At 43.3% G+C, this 19511-nt stretch carries 18 protein-coding genes and 2 pseudogenes; 10 read left to right on the forward strand and 10 right to left on the reverse strand.

The features are described from left to right. Positions 1–5 precede the first annotated feature (5 nt). The 3 genes and pseudogenes from UQW94_RS02905 to UQW94_RS02915 all read right to left on the reverse strand — a co-directional run bounded on the left by UQW94_RS02905 (position 6) and on the right by UQW94_RS02915 (position 2553). Positions 6–938 (reverse strand): phosphatidate cytidylyltransferase, encoded by a 933-nt coding sequence (locus UQW94_RS02905; RefSeq protein WP_017635765.1) that lies wholly within the window; start codon positions 936–938, stop codon positions 6–8. Then, positions 931–1698 (reverse strand): CDP-alcohol phosphatidyltransferase family protein, encoded by a 768-nt coding sequence (locus UQW94_RS02910; RefSeq protein ID WP_080996661.1) that lies wholly within the window; start codon positions 1696–1698, stop codon positions 931–933. The genes UQW94_RS02905 and UQW94_RS02910 overlap by 8 nt, the downstream gene beginning before the upstream one ends. Positions 1699–1702: 4 nt before the next feature. Beyond that, positions 1703–2553, reverse strand: a pseudogene (locus UQW94_RS02915) (hypothetical protein). Between the two features lie 991 nt (positions 2554–3544). On the opposite strand from UQW94_RS02915, the gene UQW94_RS02920 reads away from it, so the two are divergent. Then, positions 3545–4939 (forward strand): BspA family leucine-rich repeat surface protein, encoded by a 1395-nt coding sequence (locus UQW94_RS02920; protein WP_053303747.1) that lies wholly within the window; start codon positions 3545–3547, stop codon positions 4937–4939. Positions 4940–5179: 240 nt separating this feature from the next. Here the strand turns inward: UQW94_RS02920 and UQW94_RS02925 are convergent, their stop codons facing one another. Together UQW94_RS02925 and UQW94_RS02930 are read right to left on the reverse strand one after the other, a co-directional pair. Further along, positions 5180–5425, reverse strand: a complete 246-nt coding sequence (locus UQW94_RS02925; RefSeq protein ID WP_017821096.1) for a hypothetical protein — start codon at positions 5423–5425, stop codon at positions 5180–5182. Between the two features lie 40 nt (positions 5426–5465). Beyond that, a complete protein-coding gene (locus UQW94_RS02930) occupies positions 5466–5681 on the reverse strand; it encodes a DUF3820 family protein (protein WP_005375557.1) in 216 nt (71 codons plus the stop codon). Between the two features lie 144 nt (positions 5682–5825). Here UQW94_RS02930 and UQW94_RS02935 point away from each other — a divergent pair, with 144 nt between their 5' ends. Then, complete coding sequence (locus UQW94_RS02935; protein ID WP_080276966.1) at positions 5826–6134, forward strand: cysteine-rich CWC family protein; 309 nt, start codon at positions 5826–5828, stop codon at positions 6132–6134. A 38-nt stretch (positions 6135–6172) separates the two neighbouring features. Here UQW94_RS02935 and UQW94_RS02940 read toward each other — a convergent pair whose 3' ends face one another. Beyond that, the gene (locus UQW94_RS02940) at positions 6173–6517 is read right to left on the reverse strand and encodes a HopJ type III effector protein (RefSeq protein ID WP_005375560.1); all 345 of its coding nucleotides are present in this window, start codon (positions 6515–6517) and stop codon (positions 6173–6175) included. A 199-nt stretch (positions 6518–6716) separates the two neighbouring features. Between UQW94_RS02940 and UQW94_RS02945 the strand changes: the two genes are divergently transcribed. Next, the gene (locus UQW94_RS02945) at positions 6717–8486 is read left to right on the forward strand and encodes a choice-of-anchor I family protein (RefSeq protein WP_318133080.1); all 1770 of its coding nucleotides are present in this window, start codon (positions 6717–6719) and stop codon (positions 8484–8486) included. 70 nt (positions 8487–8556) lie between these two features. Here the strand turns inward: UQW94_RS02945 and UQW94_RS02950 are convergent, their stop codons facing one another. Together UQW94_RS02950 and phhA are read right to left on the reverse strand one after the other, a co-directional pair. Next, positions 8557–8895 carry a 4a-hydroxytetrahydrobiopterin dehydratase gene (locus tag UQW94_RS02950; RefSeq protein ID WP_005375563.1) on the reverse strand — a complete coding sequence of 113 codons (339 nt, stop codon included), beginning with the start codon at positions 8893–8895 and terminating at the stop codon, positions 8557–8559. Continuing rightward, the gene (gene phhA / locus UQW94_RS02955; protein ID WP_005375564.1) at positions 8885–9679 is read right to left on the reverse strand and encodes a phenylalanine 4-monooxygenase; all 795 of its coding nucleotides are present in this window, start codon (positions 9677–9679) and stop codon (positions 8885–8887) included. The genes UQW94_RS02950 and phhA overlap by 11 nt, the downstream gene beginning before the upstream one ends. 222 nt (positions 9680–9901) lie before the next feature. On the opposite strand from phhA, the gene UQW94_RS02960 reads away from it, so the two are divergent. Further along, positions 9902–11875, forward strand: a complete 1974-nt coding sequence (locus UQW94_RS02960) for an acetoacetate--CoA ligase (RefSeq protein ID WP_322141986.1) — start codon at positions 9902–9904, stop codon at positions 11873–11875. Positions 11876–12024: 149 nt separating this feature from the next. Here UQW94_RS02960 and UQW94_RS02965 read toward each other — a convergent pair. After that, positions 12025–12664: pseudogene (locus UQW94_RS02965) on the reverse strand (class I SAM-dependent DNA methyltransferase). A 108-nt stretch (positions 12665–12772) separates the two neighbouring features. On the opposite strand from UQW94_RS02965, the gene UQW94_RS02970 reads away from it, so the two are divergent. Then, a complete protein-coding gene (locus UQW94_RS02970) occupies positions 12773–13651 on the forward strand; it encodes a LysR family transcriptional regulator (protein WP_005375568.1) in 879 nt (292 codons plus the stop codon). A gap of 176 nt (positions 13652–13827) precedes the next feature. Then, positions 13828–14721, forward strand: a complete 894-nt coding sequence (locus tag UQW94_RS02975; RefSeq protein ID WP_053303754.1) for a cation diffusion facilitator family transporter — start codon at positions 13828–13830, stop codon at positions 14719–14721. Positions 14722–14872: 151 nt separating this feature from the next. Here the strand turns inward: UQW94_RS02975 and yddG are convergent, their stop codons facing one another. Further along, positions 14873–15775, reverse strand: a complete 903-nt coding sequence (gene yddG, locus UQW94_RS02980) for an aromatic amino acid DMT transporter YddG (RefSeq protein WP_005389394.1) — start codon at positions 15773–15775, stop codon at positions 14873–14875. Between the two features lie 120 nt (positions 15776–15895). Between yddG and UQW94_RS02985 the strand changes: the two genes are divergently transcribed. The 4 genes from UQW94_RS02985 to UQW94_RS03000 all read left to right on the forward strand — a co-directional run bounded on the left by UQW94_RS02985 (position 15896) and on the right by UQW94_RS03000 (position 19416). Beyond that, positions 15896–16045 (forward strand): hypothetical protein, encoded by a 150-nt coding sequence (locus tag UQW94_RS02985; protein WP_017634379.1) that lies wholly within the window; start codon positions 15896–15898, stop codon positions 16043–16045. 12 nt (positions 16046–16057) lie between these two features. Then, positions 16058–16708, forward strand: a complete 651-nt coding sequence (elbB, locus tag UQW94_RS02990; RefSeq protein ID WP_017634378.1) for an isoprenoid biosynthesis glyoxalase ElbB — start codon at positions 16058–16060, stop codon at positions 16706–16708. A 333-nt stretch (positions 16709–17041) separates the two neighbouring features. After that, positions 17042–18190, forward strand: coding sequence for an L-threonine dehydrogenase (gene yiaY / locus UQW94_RS02995; RefSeq protein ID WP_005388247.1), 1149 nt, complete (start codon positions 17042–17044; stop codon positions 18188–18190). Positions 18191–18339: 149 nt separating this feature from the next. Further along, positions 18340–19416, forward strand: a complete 1077-nt coding sequence (locus UQW94_RS03000) for a PQQ-dependent sugar dehydrogenase (RefSeq protein ID WP_005375583.1) — start codon at positions 18340–18342, stop codon at positions 19414–19416. The last annotated feature ends 95 nt before the right edge of the window (positions 19417–19511 follow it).

Raw genomic sequence — 19511 nt, forward strand, 5'->3', positions numbered from 1 at the left:
TCTTCTTAGTAGTAGAGGTAATAAATATAGTGGAAGAATAAGGGGGCGGTGAACATCAGGCTATCAATACGATCTAAAATGCCGCCATGGCCGGGGATAAACTGGCTGGTATCCTTAATTTGTAAGTCACGTTTAACCGATGAAATTACCAAATCGCCAATAAAGCCACTCAAGGCGATAATCATCCCTGCAACTAAACCTTGAACTGAAGTTAATGGTGTCAGGTAAGGTGCCACAAAATAGCTAGTGATGATGATGGTTGCCGCACCACCAATAAAGCCTTCCCATGTTTTGTTTGGACTGACTTTCGGTACGATTTTGTGTTTACCGAAGCTCTTACCCCATACGTATTGACAAACATCACTAAACTGAGTGAATACCAATAAGAACAGTAGCATTCCCATTGAACCGGTCTCTGGATTCTTGCTGGGCAATACCAATAAATATGCCATATGACTAACACAAAATACCGTCAGCATTAGCGCCCAGTGAATGATACCTGCTGAGCGAATGAAACCTTTGGTATCACCAATCAGCACCGCGACCATTGGAAGATAGAGGAAGGTGAAGACAGGAATAAAGATGATATACATGCCATACCAACCGATTGATAACCAGTAGTATTGAAACGGGATCGAAAGGTAAGCCCAGAAGATCACACGTCGATCTGTCATGCGCGTTGGTACTACAGAGAGAAACTCTTTCAGCGCCATAAAACTCAAAAAGGCGACAGAAATCAGCGTGTATTGAGTGGGCAGATAGAGCACAACAAAGACGATTCCGATCATCCACCACCAAGAACGAATGCGAAGTTTAAGCTCGTGGTAATCCTTATTAAGATTATGGCGTGACAAATACAGGTAAACCAAAGTGCCAATCACTAGTACGAGTGTGATGGCGGCCATCATGTATAACGAATGCGTAGGGATATTAATCATGGTTAGTTTCACCTACCGCCTTATCGATTGTCTCGTTGGCTGTTAGAGACTTAGAATGCTTGGCCTGATGATTTTTTTCATGGTTCAATAATAAGTTAGCGAGTTCTTTTTTAGCATTAAAAATACATACCAAACGACGCCAACAAGTTACAGCACAGCCAATTACCATGATTGCAAGCGATATGTCCATCAAATAAATGCCAAGTGATAACGTAAACCAATGGTTAATCGCCATTACTAAAAGAGTTACTGTGAGTAGGGCCATTCGATGCTGCTTAGCCATTGGTCCTCGAAAGTCGGCCGAGCAGTCCATGCTAACACCCAAAACGCGAATGTAAGCTGAGAGTACCGCTAATAGTGCCGCAATCCAAGCTAGAGGCATAGAAAATGCTGAATGAGCAACGAAACCAGCAGCGATAATCAACAGCGGATCGGCAATACGGTCTGGAACATCGTTAAACAACTCACCAGCAGGAGTTTTCTTCCCACCTTCTACAGCGACCATTCCGTCAAATAGATTGCACAATAACCGCATTTGAACCATCAGAGCGAACAGCACTAACCAAATTGGCGTAGGCCAGAAGCGATAACTAGCTGCAAAAGCAAGGCCAATAGCGGCAAAGAGGATGCTCATCAGTGAGATTTGGTTAGGGGTAATGTTTTTTTGGCTCAGCCAAATAGCAATTCGTTTAATAACTGAGATTTTACGCACTGCAAGAGGGCGTCGATTAGACTCGTTTTTGGATTCCATGCAGTCCATGTCCTTAAATAAGTTTTGTCGCTGTTACAGCAATTGCACATATAATTATTGGTTGACCTAAGAAAGCAGCAGCAAACAACGCGGCCTCACCATGTGCGCTCTGGAGTATAAATTTGAACATGTCAGAGCGAACATTCCCAAACCAATACACTAGGTGGTAATCATCTTTAAACACTAGGTCACTGGCAGCAATACTCGCCGATACAACAAACGTTAAAGCTCCTGCACCTTTAAAGTTTGCAACCCTAGATTTCGGGCTAAAACCCGGTTGCATTGCTTTAAATGAGTTAAGCGAGTATTTTTTCGGTTCATGTTGATACGAGCGCCATTCACAAACGCATGTTTGAGTGCTTTCCCGTTCTGATCTGTCCCATTGAATGCGACAATGATTTTTCCTCTGCTCTCAACAAGATCCGCCTTAATGTTCATATCCCCGAATTGCTTAGCAATAGACGCGGCGTCAAACATCGGCTCTGTGTGGTTGAACCATGATTTTGCTGCATTAATACTCGCAACCAGAATCGAGCCAAACGTTATGCAATATCTTGTGCGCATCTTCTAAATCAGTAATAAGTATATGTTGATGATTTTTAGCCATTTCATCTTCAAGTGAACACTGTTGCCCGGTAGAATCGCTCAGAATTTGAGGCGTTTTTAAACCTTGAGAGATTTGACCTAATCCAGCCTCTTGTCTATCTCTAAGAACCCTCTCTCTAATTTCTGTCCTTCGCTTTTCATCGCTCGCGGTATACCTCAACTCTTCCCTCTTCCTGCGCTCTCGACGTTGGCGAGCTACTCGTTCTCTAGTTGTTTCTTGTCTTTCTTTTTGGGCTACGGAGCGGATTCATATCTCATGGGAGTCGGTTTTACTGATAAATAAAAAGGATAATAACAATATTTTCAGTTATTTATCATCCTCAAAAAGATTACCTGATGATTTAACCAGTTAAATAGACAATTTGACAGACCAAACAGGCACAATGAAGGCTCAATAGTGTTGGGTTACATTCTATCGGATAACTTTTCGTAGGGTAAAATGAACGACACAGATCTTCTAGAGTGTTTGGTCTAGCGAGTTTTGGGGCACTTTTGCGTTAGAAGTTGCCCACGGTAAAATTTCTGGACAAAAGCGTTTTAGTTCACATGCTCCGCCTGACGTTACTTAATTTTGGCCTATAAAAAATTTTTATTCATTGCAAATGAATGAGCAATGACAATCATTCAGTTTTCCCTTAAAGCCAATCACACCAATATCTAGATCACTGATTTCTTAGCTTGCCACTGCTAGCGTGTGTGTTTCTTGATGTAAAACAGGAAATAACACACATGGCACTACCCACGCTCACCGAGGATAAAGGCAAAGCTTGACTCTTCAAGGTCATTACCTAAATACCAGAGCTAAATGCTTGTCTAATGAGGTTATTCTTGGATAGTGGAATGACAACACTAGAGATATACCGCATCCAAGTTCGTGATATTGTGAAGAAGAATGGACAGTTAACAAAATTCTTTGCGGTTAAAAGATGGTGAGCATCCTAGCATACTAATCGGTAGAAGCACTTTTGCAGTATGACTGGAACATAATGACGTGAACGTACCAATCATTCATTTGATGATTGGGGATAAGTCATTAGAAACAACATTGAGGCTAATATAAACAGATACTGTAAGTATGTTAGCCATTGCTGATATGGAGTTTAAAAATAAAACATATGCTGAACAGTTGTGTTGTAGTGGTCAACTAAAATTTAGAGGGGCACCTTGTATATGGAAAGCTTCGTCTGTTTTTTATAGTAGAATAGACATAATATACAACAGGTTAAGTTTTATTGAATAAGGGAAGATAATGCAGAAGTTACAGCCAATTCTTTTGATAGGATTATTTTTACTGGCAGGCTGCGAAAAAGAAGCTACCCCAACACATCCGCTTATGCGGCAAGAATTGGTTGAAATGATCAAAGCAGGTAGAGATGTAACTCAGGTAGATGTTTCTAAAATTAAAGATATGAGTAGACTTTTTGCTCATAGGCATACATTTAACCAAGATATCTCTAGATGGGATGTTAGTAACGTTACTAACATGTCCTATATGTTTCATGATGCTAAAGCGTTTAATCAGGATATCTCTGGATGGGATGTTAGTAACGTTACCAATATGACCAATATGTTTAGCCATACTCATTCTTTCAACCAGAACATATCGGGGTGGAATGTTAGTAATGTGACGGATATGACAGCCATGTTCTTTGCGGCTAGGACCTTTAATCAGGACTTGAGTGCTTGGAATGTCTTGAATGTGGCCAACTATATGACTTTCAATTACGATGATGATGAAATGACTTCAGCGCTGACGGATGAGCATAGACCCAAATTTCTTCCAATGAAGGTTACTGTCGATGATATTAAGGCGATGCTCTACTTCAAGGAGGATATATCAAACGTTGATACTTCTGAAATAACAGATATGAGTAAGCTTTTTTATGAAATGCATTCCTTTAACCAGGATATTTCTAATTGGGATGTTAGTAATGTAACCAACATGGCGGGAATGTTTTGGAAAGCAGACTCTTTTAATCAAGACCTATCAAAATGGAATGTCTCCAATGTGACCAATATGAGAACTATGTTCGGTGGTGCTAGCTCTTTTAACCAAGATATTTCAAACTGGAACGTTGGCAAGGTTGAGGATATGAATGGAATGTTTGCTAAGGCAAAGTCTTTCGATCAGGATATCTCAAGCTGGAATGTAAGCAAAGTCAAGACTATGGAAGGTATGTTTGCTAATGCTGTATCATTCGATCATAGCATAAATCTCTGGGATGTAAGTAATGTTGAAAATATGTCCTACATGTTTTATCTGGCGAGAAAATTCAACCAAGACTTATCAGAATGGGATACAACTAGTGTACGATATATGTCGTATATGTTTCATGGAGCGAGTAAATTTAATGGAGATATCTCATCTTGGAACACGGGTTCTGTGCACTACATGAAAGGTATGTTTTATCAAGCAGAGAATTTTAATCAAGACATCTCCAACTGGGATGTTACTGGAGTGAATAGTACTTATATTATGTTCTACGGAGCCAAATCTTTTAATCAGGACATAAGCAATTGGGATATAAGAAATATTAACTCAATGTGGGGAATGCTTCATGGTACAGAGTCCTTCTCTTATGATTTATCCGATTGGGCTCTTGATTCTATTTTATACGCAGATCCTGAAGAATCTACTCTTTAATCCTTTCTCTAGATTTCCTATAGTTAAATCACTGATAAAGCATGTACATTTGCGTGGATACTTATTTCTCTAAATAAGCGTTCTCAATTGTAAACGGTATAATCTAATTGGTACACACACCAAAAGGATACAGTGCTAGGACTGAATGGCCCAAAAAGAGTCAGCCTAACGGTCTGGCTCTTTTGAATGAAAAAATAGTCTGGTGGGAGAACTTGTAAGGCTGTGGCAGGTTACACTCACTTACTCCTTAGGCAGGTGACCAGTTTCCTTCGCTAGCTTTTGCATCGCCTCGGCAAACGTTGTTGTCCCGCCTTTAGCTTTAACCTGTATTACCTTATATCCCAACTTTTCCAACGCTTGGCGCTCTGCCAAAACAGCTTTGTCATCTTGCTGGCTACCTTGAGCTGGCTGATGAATGTAACATCCCTCTAATTTACCATCTTCGACCAATTGGTGGTGTTTCAGTGCATCGATATCAAAATTCATAATAAGTCTTTTCATCAAGAGTGGGAGTTTCTGTGGCTAGTTACATACGCTTCAAAGGCTTCACGACACTATCTAAGCCTTCAATTTTGAGCGCTAAACATAGCTTGAGCAAATCCCCTAGCTCGCCGCTTGGCCAGCCCTTTTTATCAAACCACAGTAAGTATTCTTCAGGCAGGTCGATCAACACTCGCCCTGCATATTTCCCAAATGGCATTTGCATTCTAGCGAGTTTAATGAGGTTTTCTTTTTCTAACATAAGTGACAGAGAGTTAAGGTAACTCGTCCAAGGGTAACACTGGTTCTCCCTCCTCACCAGCAAATCGCAGTCACGTTTATTTTTGGCGGCCTTGACTCGCTTTATGCTAGAGTACGCGGCATAAAAAATGAGAACGAGAAAGCAATGAAGTCACCTTGTCGAGCAGCATGTAAAAATAACGCCGGAATATGCTCTGGTTGTCACCGAACGATGGATGAAATCATCCAATGGAAAGACAAAACCGATCTCCAACGAGATGCGATTATCGAACAAATCGCAGGAGAAGATTCAACACACAGTTGTCCTGAATGCGGGACTCAAGCCCATTGTGATATCGCCGCAGGCAAAGAGACATGCTGGTGCTTTACTATTGAAACCCGTGATTTACCCAAGCCAAGCGCCAACCAGCTGTGTTTGTGCCGAAAATGTCTAGAAAAAAAGCCAGTCGCGTAATACGACTGGCTTACTGAACATCGTTTTCTGACTGGTGTTTATTTAGCGGTTAAAGCGGACGCTTCAAACTTAATGCCTTCCCACCCTGTCACCATAAAATTACGAATATTCTGGTGATCGCTGTTCTCTGGATGCTGCAATACATCTTCACGATAAAAACGGCCAAAGCAGGCTAGCGTCGCTTCTTTGTCTAGGTTGTTTAGCAAACCGAAAGCGAAGATCTTACACGAACCGTTGTTCTCGCCTGCATTGTTTTGTGTCTCACCATTTACAAAAGCGGTTGGCTCAAACGTATAGTTATCTTCGATCACCGCCATCGTTGCTTCAAATTCGACCTGCTCTGGTGACGCTGCCAATAAATCTAAAAACGATTTTAATTCCATTATTCCTCTATCCCTACCTCATCATATTGATGACACATTAGTTTCATAAAAAGCCAATATAAGAGTCATCAATCATACATATATTCAGAGCCTTACCAAATCACACGTCATTCAGCGCTCTATCATTCCAGTTGCGGAAATGGACAGCAGCATAAAACCCATGCTGATTGACAACCTATCGGATTGATAAGGAGATATCATGATCACCCCTTTAAAGGCAATCGGTGCACTCGCATTGTCATCACTTGCCATCGCGTGTTCATCACAACCCGAAGATACCGTGGCTTCATTCGCTACACAATGCAAACCTACCACTGCGCCCGTTGCTGGGGAAACTTCAATTCAAGGGTTAACGTTTATCGGGACATCCGTTGCTGATGCTCCATTCGACACATCGGCAGCTGAAATCGTCAGTTATGACGCCTGTACAGATAAGCTCTATGTGGTGAATGCTCAAGCAAAACGTATCGATGTAATGTCTATGGATGACAACGGCGTACCAACGCAAAGCGCATTCATTGATCTCAACAGCGCTGGCGAAGCAGCGGGCATTGAAATTGGCGCAGCAAACAGTGTCGCTGTATTCAATGGTTTGGTAGCAGTTGCGATTGAAAACAGTAATAAACAAGCGAATGGTATTGTTGGCTTGTACCGCTCCGGCGATTTGTCATTAGTCACGACTTTCCCAACAGGCGCATTGCCAGACATGGTTGGCTTCTCAAAAGATGGCCGATACATCGCAACCGCTAATGAAGGAGAACCAAACAGCGATTACAGCATTGACCCTGAAGGTAGTATCACTTTGATCGATCTGAGCCTTGGTGTTACTCAAGCAGAAGTGACACAAATTGGCTTTAACGAATTTGATGGTTCACGAAAAGCAGAGCTCCCAATGAATGTGCGTATTTCGGGGCCAAACGCCACCGTCGCACAAGATCTAGAGCCTGAATACCTCACTTTTGCAGATAACGGTAAAATCTATGTCGCGCTACAAGAAAATAACGCCATGGCAATCGTCAATCCAGAGAGCAAATCGGTAGAAAAAATTGTTGGCTTAGGTGAGAAGTCTTGGTCGGGCGCTAAACTCGATGCATCCAACAAAGACAAAATCATTGGGAACTTGAAAAGCTACCCACAACTGGTTGGCTTATTTATGCCTGACACCATCGACAGCTACTCAGTGAATGGGAGTACTTACATCGTATCGGCAAATGAAGGCGACGGGCGTGAGTACGGATTCAAAACCACTCAAGAACTGTGCGACAAAGCTGGCTTTATGTGGGATGAAGACGATTACCTCGGTACAGATGAATATACATCTGAGCAAGGAACCTGTTTAAGCCATATTGATGAAGTGCGCGGTAAGAAGCTGAAAGTGGCAGCAGAACACCCATTGGCAGAGGCACTAAAAGACAACAAACAACTCGCGCGTTTAAAAGTGATTAAGCCGGAACAAACGCTTTCTGCACAAGAGAATGTTCAATCATTTGGCGCGCGTTCATTCTCGATTTGGGATGAAAACGGCAAGTTGGTCTTCGATAGTGGTGACGATTTCGCGACTATCGCGCTGCTGAATGAAGGCAAGAACTTCAACAGCACCAACGATAACAATAGTAGTGGGGATGACCGAAGTGATGATAAAGGTATTGAGCCAGAGGCGATTGAAGTAGCACAAATTAACGGTCGTCATTACACGTTTATCGGCTTGGAGCGTCAAGGCGGTATCATGATTTATGACATCACAGACCCGAAACAAGCGCAGTTTATGCATTACGTAAACCGCCGTGATTACAATCAGCCAGTATGTACAGAAGTCGAAGATGGCGAATGCATGAACGACACATACAATCCAAAAGCAGGCGATTTAGGTCCAGAGTCCATTAATTACTTTACCCGTAACGGTGGTCATTTTATCGTCGTTGGCAATGAGGTATCGGGCACGACATCCGTCTTCCGAATCAATCTATAAAGTAATGTAAAAGTCATTTAGAACCAAAACGCCCGACGTAAGCCGGGCGTTTTTTGTATGAGGTAATGTCCTACTCTGCCGATGCTAGCGCGTCACACTTTGATGCGCAGATAAAATCGTTTTTATGCAGACCTTTGATAGAGTGACTCCACCACGTTACGGTAACCTTACCCCACTCCAACAAAATAGAAGGATGGTGGAACTCATCTTCTGCCAGTTCCGCGATTTTGTTACTGAAAGCCCATGCTTGTTTGAAGTTCTTAAATTTATACACCTTTTCTAGTTGAGGTATGTCTTCTCTTTCAATGATCTGCCAATCAGACAATTGCAGCAGCAGAGATTGTTGTTCTTCTTTGCTTAGTGCAATGGCATCGATACTACAAGCTTCGCATTTTTGTTCATTCAACATGAGCAGGTTCCTTTGGTTCAAAAAGTGGAGGAAGCAGTCCAGCTTCAATCGCTAGATCGGCTTGTTTCAATAAATTTAACTGACTGATTTTAAAGAGCTGAGAAAAGTCATCAATCACGTAATACTTCGGTTGCATGATGTCGATACGATAAGGCGTTCTCAGCACTGTTTGTAATTCAAATGGGTCGCGAATTGCTGCATCACTCTCTAATGCGTAGAGGGTTTCGCCAGGAGATGAGAGAATACCACCACCGTAAATTTTGGTTTTGTCCCCTTCTTTCACCAAGCCAAACTCTACGGTAAACCAGTAGAGGCGAGCGAGATAGGCTCTTTGTTTTGGGGTAGCGGCTTGCCCTAGTTGACCATAATGCTCGGTAAATGCAGCAAAGTCTGGGTTGGTTAACATCGCGCAATGACCAAATATTTCGTGGAAGAAATCTGGCTCCTGTAAGTAATCGAACTCATCTCTTGTACGCAAGAATGTGGCGACTGGAAAGCGCTTATTACCGAGTAGATTAAAAAATCGGTCGAAATCAATAAGCGCGGGAACGGGCTCCACTTGCCAACCTGTTGTCTCCATCAAGACACGATTAATTTCTGGCAACTGAGGAACGCGGTCTTGAGGTAAATCAAGCAGCGTCAAACCGTGTAAATAAGCCTCACAAGCTCTGTTTTGGATCACACCCATTTGTCGTGTTACCAAATCTCGCCAAATGGCGTCTTCTTCACGGCTCCATTCAACCCTGCCTTCCTGGTTTACGGGTTTAGAACGATACTGGGTCATGGCTCATCTCCATTAACAAATCCTTTACATTAAGCCTATCTGTAGTCTTAAGAGCTTCCAATCCCTGCGCGATTTTCTCAGCATCATCCCGATGTAACATATTGTTTACAACTCATCGTAACTGCATGATTTTTATGACACGATATAATATCTGGCTTGTTTGACTTTATCGTGTATTCCTCTCAAACTAAAACCTGTTATCACTTTGTTATAGAGGGACCTATGCGCGAGAGCAGCAAAGTATGGCAACCGAGCGAAAGTCGTATCGAAGAAGCCAACATTACACAGTTTATTGAACACATTAATCGACAAGGAAATACCCTTGAAAGCTTCTCTGATCTGCATCAATGGTCACTCGATCATGTAGAAAAATTTTGGCAGGAAGTTTGGCTATTCTGCGACGTCATTGGCACTCAGGGAGAGACCATAAAAGAGCGAGCAGAAAGTCGCTGGCAGCAACCTGTTGAAAATAGGGATATAAAATGGTTCCCAAACGCGCAAATTAACTACGCCGAAAATTTGCTAACCTACGCGTGTCACCAACCCGATGATCTCGCGATTTGGTTTGAAAATGAACGTGAAGAAAAACAGACCTACACCTGGAAACAATTGTGCGAAGAAGTTTCGACTGTGCAGCAATGGTTGAAAGAATGTGGAATTAAGCAAGGTGATGTCGTCGCTGGTTATTTACCTCACCTACCTCAAACGGTGGTAGCCATGCTAGCAACCAGTAGTTTGGGGGCGACCTGGACTTCCACCTCACCTGATTTTGGCGTCGAAAGCGTTTTGGAGCGCTTTGGTCAAGTGAAACCCAAAATCCTGTTTACTTGTGATGGCTATACATTCAATGGCAAAACTTTCGATATGTCTGAGAAAAACCAGCATATTGCGGATCATCTTGATGGTCTTAAACAAGTTTGCCAAATTAGCTACCTTAAACCACACATTTTTGAATGCGATGTCTGCACCCAAGATTGGCAAAACGTCCTGAATCAATACACCCCCGAAGCGCTGACTTTTACTCGTGTGAATTTTAACGATCCGCTATTTGTGCTCTATTCTTCAGGCACAACTGGCAAACCGAAATGCATCGTTCATTCCGTCGGCGGAACGGTGCTTAATCACTTGAAAGAGCATCAACTGCATTGCGATATTCAACCGAACGACCGAGTGTTTTACTACACAACCTGCGGCTGGATGATGTGGAACTGGCACGTTTCTTCACTCGCGAGCGGTGCATGTTTGGTGATTTTTGATGGTAGCCCTGTTTACCCCACTCATGATGTGCTCTGGGACCTCGCAGAACGAGCCGAAGTGACGCTGTTTGGAACCTCAGCAAAATACCTAGAGGCGCTGGAAAAAGCATCTTTTTCTCCGCAGAAAAGTGATGCATTTCCAAGTCTGAAAACCATTTGCTCAACGGGCTCTGTTCTGTATCCAGAACAGTTTGATTATGTCTATCAGCACATTAAAGAAGATGTACACCTCGCCTCGATTTCTGGCGGAACAGACATTTGTGGCTGCTTTGTATTAGGCAACCCTATTTCTCCCGTTTATCGGGGAGAGTGCCAATCAGCAGGGTTAGGGGTCGATGTCCGAGTCTTTAACCAACAAGGTAATAGCGTAATGGGAGAGCGCGGCGAGTTGGTTTGTGCCAATTCATTACCCAACTTCCCTGCTGGCTTTTGGAACGACACCGGTGAGAGATATCATCGCGCTTATTGGGATAAATTCGACAATATTTGGCACCACGGCGATGATGTTGAACAGACCAGCGTTGGGGGATACATGTTTTATGGTCGAAGTGATACCACGTTGAATCCCGGTGGCGTAAGAATCGGCACGGCCGAAATCTATCAGCAAGTGAACTGTATAGACGGTATTCTAGATTCGATCGCAGTAGGAAAAGAAGTCGATCGCAACGAACAAATATGGCTGTTTGTCCAATTAGTCAAAGGGGTAGAGCTCAATGACGAGATGATCGCTTCCATCAAAGCACAGCTAAAGTCTGCATGTTCTCCAAGGCATGTACCTAGTGCGATTTACGCAATAAGCGATATACCTAAGACACGCTCAGGAAAGCTGGTCGAGTTAGCCGTTAAGCAAGTCGTTAACAACCGAAGCGTCGAAAATTTCGGCGCAATAGCCAACCCTGAAGTGCTGGAGGAGATACGCAGGATAGTCGTCTCAAAATAACCTCCGAAGACTTAGTTGTTCGAGTATGTCCTTGCCTGCACCACGACGACTTGTTTAGAGCAAGTGAAGTTACATATACCCTCAGCAGATAAGAAAAAAGCGAGCTTGTTAGCTCGCTTTTGTCATTTTGTGTTCTTTATTCAGCAGTATTAGCGGCGACCAAGCCCCATTAATACCGACATTGTTTTACCGTCAGATACAATGTCAAAAACGTGTTGCGATTCAACTTCAGTAAAGCCTGCTTCTTTCAGTGCACGCTCAGACTTCGCAAGGGTAAAACCGTCTTGTTCACATTCTGCAATCCAATCAAAATGAACAAAATAGCCGCCGTGGTTAAGTAGAGAATGCGAGAATCGTTAATGACGCGTCTAAGTCTTCCACGAACGCTAAAACTGATGATGCAACCACCAAGTCGAACTGTCCACGAAACGCAGGGTGCTGAGCAACCAAGCCGCGAGATAATGCATCTACCACAGGTTCTACGTTGACGAGCTCTTTTTTATCGAGTTCCTCAATCATGGCTTCCGATGCGTCTAATGCTACGATGTCTTTAACCATCGGTGACAATCGTTGACTTAACTGCCCTGTTCCGCATCCAAAATCTAGTACTTTAATGCCATCAAGCTGAGTTAGCTGTTGTAACTGCTCAAACACCGACTGCGCAAATTGCTCTGTTGCTGGATTTGATTCCCAGTTTTTTGCTAAGCCGTCCCAATCTTGTGCCATCGTGGCCTCCATGTTCACTTTTTGTAACCCACATAGATTACCGCAAAACCGTTAAAAGACCATAGACTTATCTGGCGGATTCGCGTTTTTTTCGATAATCTTTCATGGCTTTGGGAGCGCATCTGCATAATACCCAAATTATTTGAATTCATTTATTGGTTGTGTCAAATCATGAACTTAACTCAAGTAGAAGCCTTCTGCACCATCGCTGAGTGTGGTTCTGTTTCTGAAGCGGCAAGGCAACTCGACTGCAATCGTACCAAACTCAGTATGTCGATTAAGGCATTAGAGAAAGATCTCGACGTTGAATTGTTTAACCGAACTGGCAACCAGCTCACCCTCTCTGAAGCTGGGAAAGCCATTTACAAAGATTGCGAACACCTACTTATCATCGCACAACGGGTCAGAAAGACCTGCGCTCAAATCTCGGAAGGGTTTAACGCGGAAGTTTGGGTAGCACGTGACGACTCCTTACCTGATGATCTCTGGCAAGAATTATCTCATACATTGAATAACCGCTTTCCTTCAACAACCTTCAACTTAATCTTGGCATCCAGTGGCGACTTAGCCAACTTGGTCAGTACCCACCAAGTAGATTTTGCTTTCGGCGTTGATTATGAGCGAGTAGACGATCCCCGTATCGTATATAACCCATTAGGCAAGATACGTATGATGTCAGTATGCAGTGTAGAACACCGCCTAAGTAAGATGCGCCGTGTCTCAGACGAAGATCTACGTAGTCAGATGCAAGCACTAATGGTGTACCTAAATGAGAAAGACAACCCTGAACTGCAACCTTTCTCGACTCGATATATTGGTTTTTCGAGTTTTGACTACATGCTGAACACCATCTTAGAAGAAGACGCTTGGGGCGTGCTTCCAGAACCATTAATCCGCCATTACCTTCGTCAGCAGAAGCTCGCCGTTATCAAACACACATACGGATTGACGCAAGAAGACTACTGTATGTTTTCACCTAACGGCCATACTGAGCATCCAGCAATGACGTGGTTAGCAGATAAATTGAGCGAGTATTTATTTGACTTCTAAACATTTTATCAGTGAGCGTCAATTTTACTGACACCAAAAAATAACAGTAAGCCATTGTTTTATAGGAATATAAATAAAAACGCAATTTTTTAGATTAGTTACTGGTCACTTTGTGGTTGCCTAAATTACCTTATGAGCGAAGAATAGTAAGGTATTAAAATTCAAAGGCATCTTTTATGTGTGACAGGACAAGCAAAAACGAAAACCGTATTCTAACCATTTCAGCCCTTTTGGCATCTGGGTTCGCTGCTGGTGGTATGGTACTTGGCTTGCTTGTAGGATCAATTGTCATCGTGTTTGACGGTGTTTACTCTTTGGTCAGCTTACTGTTAACTTTATTGTCACTGGCCGCTTCTTACTATATTAACAAGCCTTCAAAATCTGTATTCCCATTTGGAAAAGCGGTCTTAGAACCAATCGTTATTGCGATAAAAGCAGCCGTCATTTTAGTGGTTGTAAGCTTCTCTCTCTACTCTGCGATATCAGCATTGATGTCTGGAGGTCGCGAGGTCGATGCTTCTATTGCGACCTTATTCGGCATCGTGAATGTTATCGGTTGTGGTTACGCTTGGTGGTTTATGGCGAAACGCAGCCGCCGCTTCTCATCAGGCTTGATTGAAGCGGAGAAAAAACAGTGGCAAATGGATACTTTGTTGAGTGTGGCGGTGACCGTAGGATTTATCTCGGCTTGGGCTGTTTCACTAACGCCATTCTCTGAGTATGCGGTATATGCCGACCCCATGATGATGGTTTTAATGGGCTTTTACTTCCTCAAAGTACCGTTCGATATGCTAGTAGGTGCCTTACGTGAACTACTAATGATGGCACCAAGCAAAGAGCTGTGTCAGAGCGTTGGCAAAGATGTTCTTGAGATTGAAAAAGTAACTGAGCATCAATTGAAACTGGCTGGCGTAACGAAGGTGGGCCAAGAGCTACGAGTAAATGTGGACGTACATATTGATGACGACACATTGGAGCTTGATACACTAGAGCACACTCGTAAGCAGCTTATCAAGCGACTGTCGAAGCACAGATTCAAGCTTCAACTACACTTGAACGTCGCTTATTAGAGTGCCACCAAAGAGCCGTTAAAACTCAATAAAAAGCTCCCAATCTCGGGAGCTTTTTTAATTTTTTCGATTTAGTTTCTTCGTATTCGAATACAGCTCGCAAGGGAGATCTGTTCGTTGCTCACTTAAATTCTCTGATCTCGTTGGTAACTTACCCAGCCGCTTCGCGCTTCTCTTTGGTGACTAACCAACACATCAGCGAGCCCACCGTTACCATCACAACGCCCTGCCAAAAGCTATGGCTCAGAGTTACGCCAAGAATAATGGAAGAAAATAAAGCGGAAAAAATGGGTGTGAAGTAAGACAAGGTGGCGAGAAAAACCATATTGCCGCCAACGATCGCGATATTCCATAAACCATAACCACCAGCCATTAAAGCCGCAGAGGCCACTAAGTACCCCATCGCTTCCCAACTGAATGTCATTGGTGGCTCATCCGTAAACGCGTATTTGACCCAAAGCGAAACAGCTGTTGCAATAAAAAACAGGGTAATCGCATTATGTTTAGATTGCTGCCTTTGGGTTAAGTTGCAATAAAAAGCCCATATAACCGCGCCAGCGAAAGCCATAAAATACACCAGAGGGTTACTACTAACATTGGACATGATCTGAGTTATGGATAAGCCATTCTCACCGCTCACAGTCCAAGCAACCCCAACAAACGCCAGCGTAACTGCGGGATAAAGCAACCAGTTTGTTTTTTTATTGCTGCCAAGGACCGCAAATAAAACCGTCAGTGCGGGCCAAAGGTAATTGACAATCGACACCTCAATTGCCTGCGCGCGCGAGTTGGAATATCCCAAAGATAGAGCGAGAAATATTTCATAACAGACGAACATCGCACCACCAAGCGCAAGATACTTGGGAGAAAAGTAAGACAACTTTGGAATACCGACCACGATAAGAAGGAAAACAGAGCTAAGAGAGTACAACATGGCTGCCCCGCCTACAGGACCTAAACTCTCCGTAACCAACCTCGCGATGCCAAGCAGACAACTCCAAGAGAGAATCGCGATACAACCATAAAGTGTGAAACGAAATTGCACTGATTTCATGTGACCTACCACTCACGAATGCCAAAGGAAACGTCAGCTTAACTCAAAAATGATCAGGTTCAACGTACTGTTTTATAAAAATCAGTATAAAAATCATTCTATTAAGCCGTTGGAGTCGATATGAAACATTTTCTGCCCTCTAGTGTTATGCTTACACCCTTTGTTGTGCGCTACTATGATGAAGATGACAACGAGAGTGAAAACGTTAAAACACATTCGGAAACGCATGGTCTAGATAGCGAAGAGCAATCTAAGGAACGTTCAGAGTAAAGGAATCCAAACATGAAAAAAGTCGCAGTCATTTTAAGTGGTTCAGGCGTTTACGACGGTTCTGAGATCCACGAAGCAGTGTTGGCGCTCTACGCCATCGAGAAGGCAGGTGCAACTTGGCACTGCTTTGCACCTAACATTGACCAACTCCACGTCATCAATCACCTAACTGGTGACGAAATGGATGAAACACGTAACGTATTGATCGAATCAGCTCGTATTGCACGCGGAAATATTGACGATGTCGCCAAACTTAACGTCGATGAATACGATGCCCTACTGCTTCCAGGTGGGTTTGGTGCCGCGAAAAACTTAACCGACTTCGCCGTTTCAGGTGCAGAGTGCTCCATTAACACACACGTAGCTCAAGCTTGTCGCGCGTTTGCTAATGCGAAAAAACCAGCTGGCTATCTGTGTATTTCTCCTGTCATTATTCCGATGATTTATGAGCAAGGCGTGAAAGGAACGGTAGGCAACGATGAGGCAGTCTCAATAGCATTTAATCAAATGGGCGGTGAACACACCACGTGCCCTGTCGAAGACATCGTTTTTGATGAAAAACACCTCGTACTTTCAACCCCTGCTTACATGTTGGCAGAGAATATCTCTCAAGCGGCTTCAGGTATCGAAAAGTTAGTATCAAAACTGATTAAAATAGCTTAATTATTAGTAGTTAGCTTATAAAACACTTCCCTATCCCCATTGATAATTAAGTTATTAATGGGAATTTTTTATACTTTAGTCGAATTTAGAGATATATCCGCGTCAGAAGTCAATTTCTGCCAATCGTTTGCGTCCATAGTTTCATATTTGTTCTACTTTATATCAGTGTTGCACTTATACGCAGTGCAACAAGATCACTGTCACAGTTTTTCTCTTGCAAGTACCTCTAAGTGGGTAAACTTGCTTTAGATCAACTTCAATCTGGAAACGAATGTGCGACAGTAAATGGCAAATTAAGAAAGATTATTAAAAATAACGACGGAGCTATCCAATATGACAAGTGCATTTTTTATCCCTACGGTAAACCTAATGGGCGCTGGTTGTTTGAAAGACGCAGCAGACAGCATCCAATCTCAAGGCTTTAAAAAAGGTTTGATCGTTACGGATAAGATCCTTAACCAAATCGGTGTAGTCAAACAAGTTCAAGACCTTCTCACTGAGCGCGATGTAGCAACCGTTGTGTTTGATGGCACTCAACCAAATCCAACTATCAGCAACGTTAACGACGGCTTAGCACTTCTTACTGATAACGAATGTGACTTCGTTATCTCTCTAGGCGGCGGTTCACCACACGACTGTGCGAAAGGTATCGCGCTTGTTGCTTCTAACGGCGGCAAAATCGCAGATTACGAAGGCGTAGACCAATCTGCAAAACCAATGATGCCACTTATCGCGATCAACACGACGGCGGGTACTGCATCTGAAATGACGCGTTTCTGCATCATCACTGACGAAGAGCGTCACATTAAGATGGCTATCGTTGATAAGCACACAACACCGCTTATCTCGGTAAACGATCCAGAGCTAATGCTCGCTAAACCTGCTTCGCTAACTGCGGCAACAGGTATGGATGCCCTAACTCACGCGATTGAAGCTTACGTATCTATCGCGGCAACACCAATCACTGATGCAGTAGCAATCAAAGCGATTGAGCTTATCCAAGCTTACCTACGCACAGCAGTGAAAAACGGTGAAGATCTAGAAGCTCGTGAACAAATGGCATACGCACAGTTCATGGCGGGTATGGCGTTCAACAACGCTTCTCTAGGTTACGTACACGCAATGGCACACCAGCTAGGTGGTTTCTACGACCTTCCACACGGTGTTTGTAACGCGATTCTTCTACCTCACGTACAGCGTTACAACGCGCAAGTATGTCCTGAGCGTCTACGTGACGTAGCAAAAGCAATGGGCGTAAACGTAGAAGGCATGTCTGCTGAAGAAGGTGCAGCGGCAGCAATCGACGCTATCGTTACTCTAGCGAAAGATGTGGGTATCCCAGCAGGTATTAAAGAGCTTGGTGCGAAACTAGAAGACATCCCAACACTAGCAGACAACGCACTGAAAGACGCTTGTGGTTTCACTAACCCTAAACAAGCAACTCACGAAGAAATCTCTAAGATCTTCGAAGAAGCGATGTAATCTCGCTACATAAACAATTCTCTAGCCTTAATTCAATCCCCGATCTCGTATCGGGGATTTTTTACATTCATATACAAGTGAATCTCTGCCAAACATAGTCTTTTAGTGTTAGCTTTTAAGTATTAACACGATTCATATTGGAAGGAACCATGAGAACGATTGCTGCTACCCTACTCGCTTGTTTATCCTTTTCTGCCAACACTGCCGAATACCGCGCCAACGAAGTGGCGAGTGGATTTCAGATCCCTTGGGGGATCGAGTTCTTAGATAATCAACGCGTTATCGTCAATCAAAAGAACGGTACGGTTTCGTTGCTGGATATCACCACAGGCAAACCTCAAAAGCTGTTTAACGTCCCCGATGTGAACACCAGTGGACAAGCCGGCTTATTGGATGTTGCGCTCGCACCGAATGCCGATACGCAAAACCCGCAACTCTTCTTTACCTACAGCAAGCGCACAAGTAAAGGCAATACGGTGGCGTTAGCGACGGCGCAATTGCAAAACAATCAACTTGTGGGTTGGAACGATCTCTTTGTTGCTGATGCCATCACCGACACAGGGCGTCACTACGGCAGTCGAATTTCATTTGTAGACGATAAAGTTTACTTCTCAATCGGTGACCGTGGCGAACGTGATAATGGGCAAGACAGTCAAACCCATGCTGGTAGTATTGTGCGCCTTAACCTTGATGGTTCGGTTCCGCAAGACAACCCATTCAAACCTTCCGAAGCTCGTCCTGAGATATGGAGTTACGGGCACCGCAACCCACAAGGTATGTTTTACGACGAAGCAACAAAACAGCTGTGGTCTATTGAACATGGACCACGCGGCGGCGATGAAATTAATCTAATCAAGAAAGGCGCGAACTACGGCTGGGCTAAAGTCTCTCATGGTAAAGAATATTGGGGGCCGTTGGACGTTGGGGAAGCTAAGTCGTTACCGGGAATGGAAGATCCCAAGCTGGTATACGTCCCTTCTATCGCGCCCAGTAATATGATTTTGTACCGTGGTGATAAATACCCAGAATTGGACGGAAAAATCCTCGCAGGCGCATTGAAACTGGCGCACATCAACGTGGTTTCTATTGATAATGGCAACCTTACCGAATCAAAAAGATTAATGGAGAATCTTGGTGAGCGAATAAGAGATATAACCATCAGCCCCGATGGTTATATCTATTTTTCTACCGACAGCGGCAAAATATTTCGTCTTGAGGAAAGGTAATCAAACACTAAAATCATTAAGACTATTTGATTTGTGACGTACTAGTGATTTATTTTCGTACAATCTAAGCAGAAGAATCTAAACTTAACAATAAC

It is taken from the genome of Vibrio sp. PBL-C16 (assembly GCF_034321865.1).
GTDB lineage: Bacteria > Pseudomonadota > Gammaproteobacteria > Enterobacterales > Vibrionaceae > Vibrio > Vibrio alginolyticus.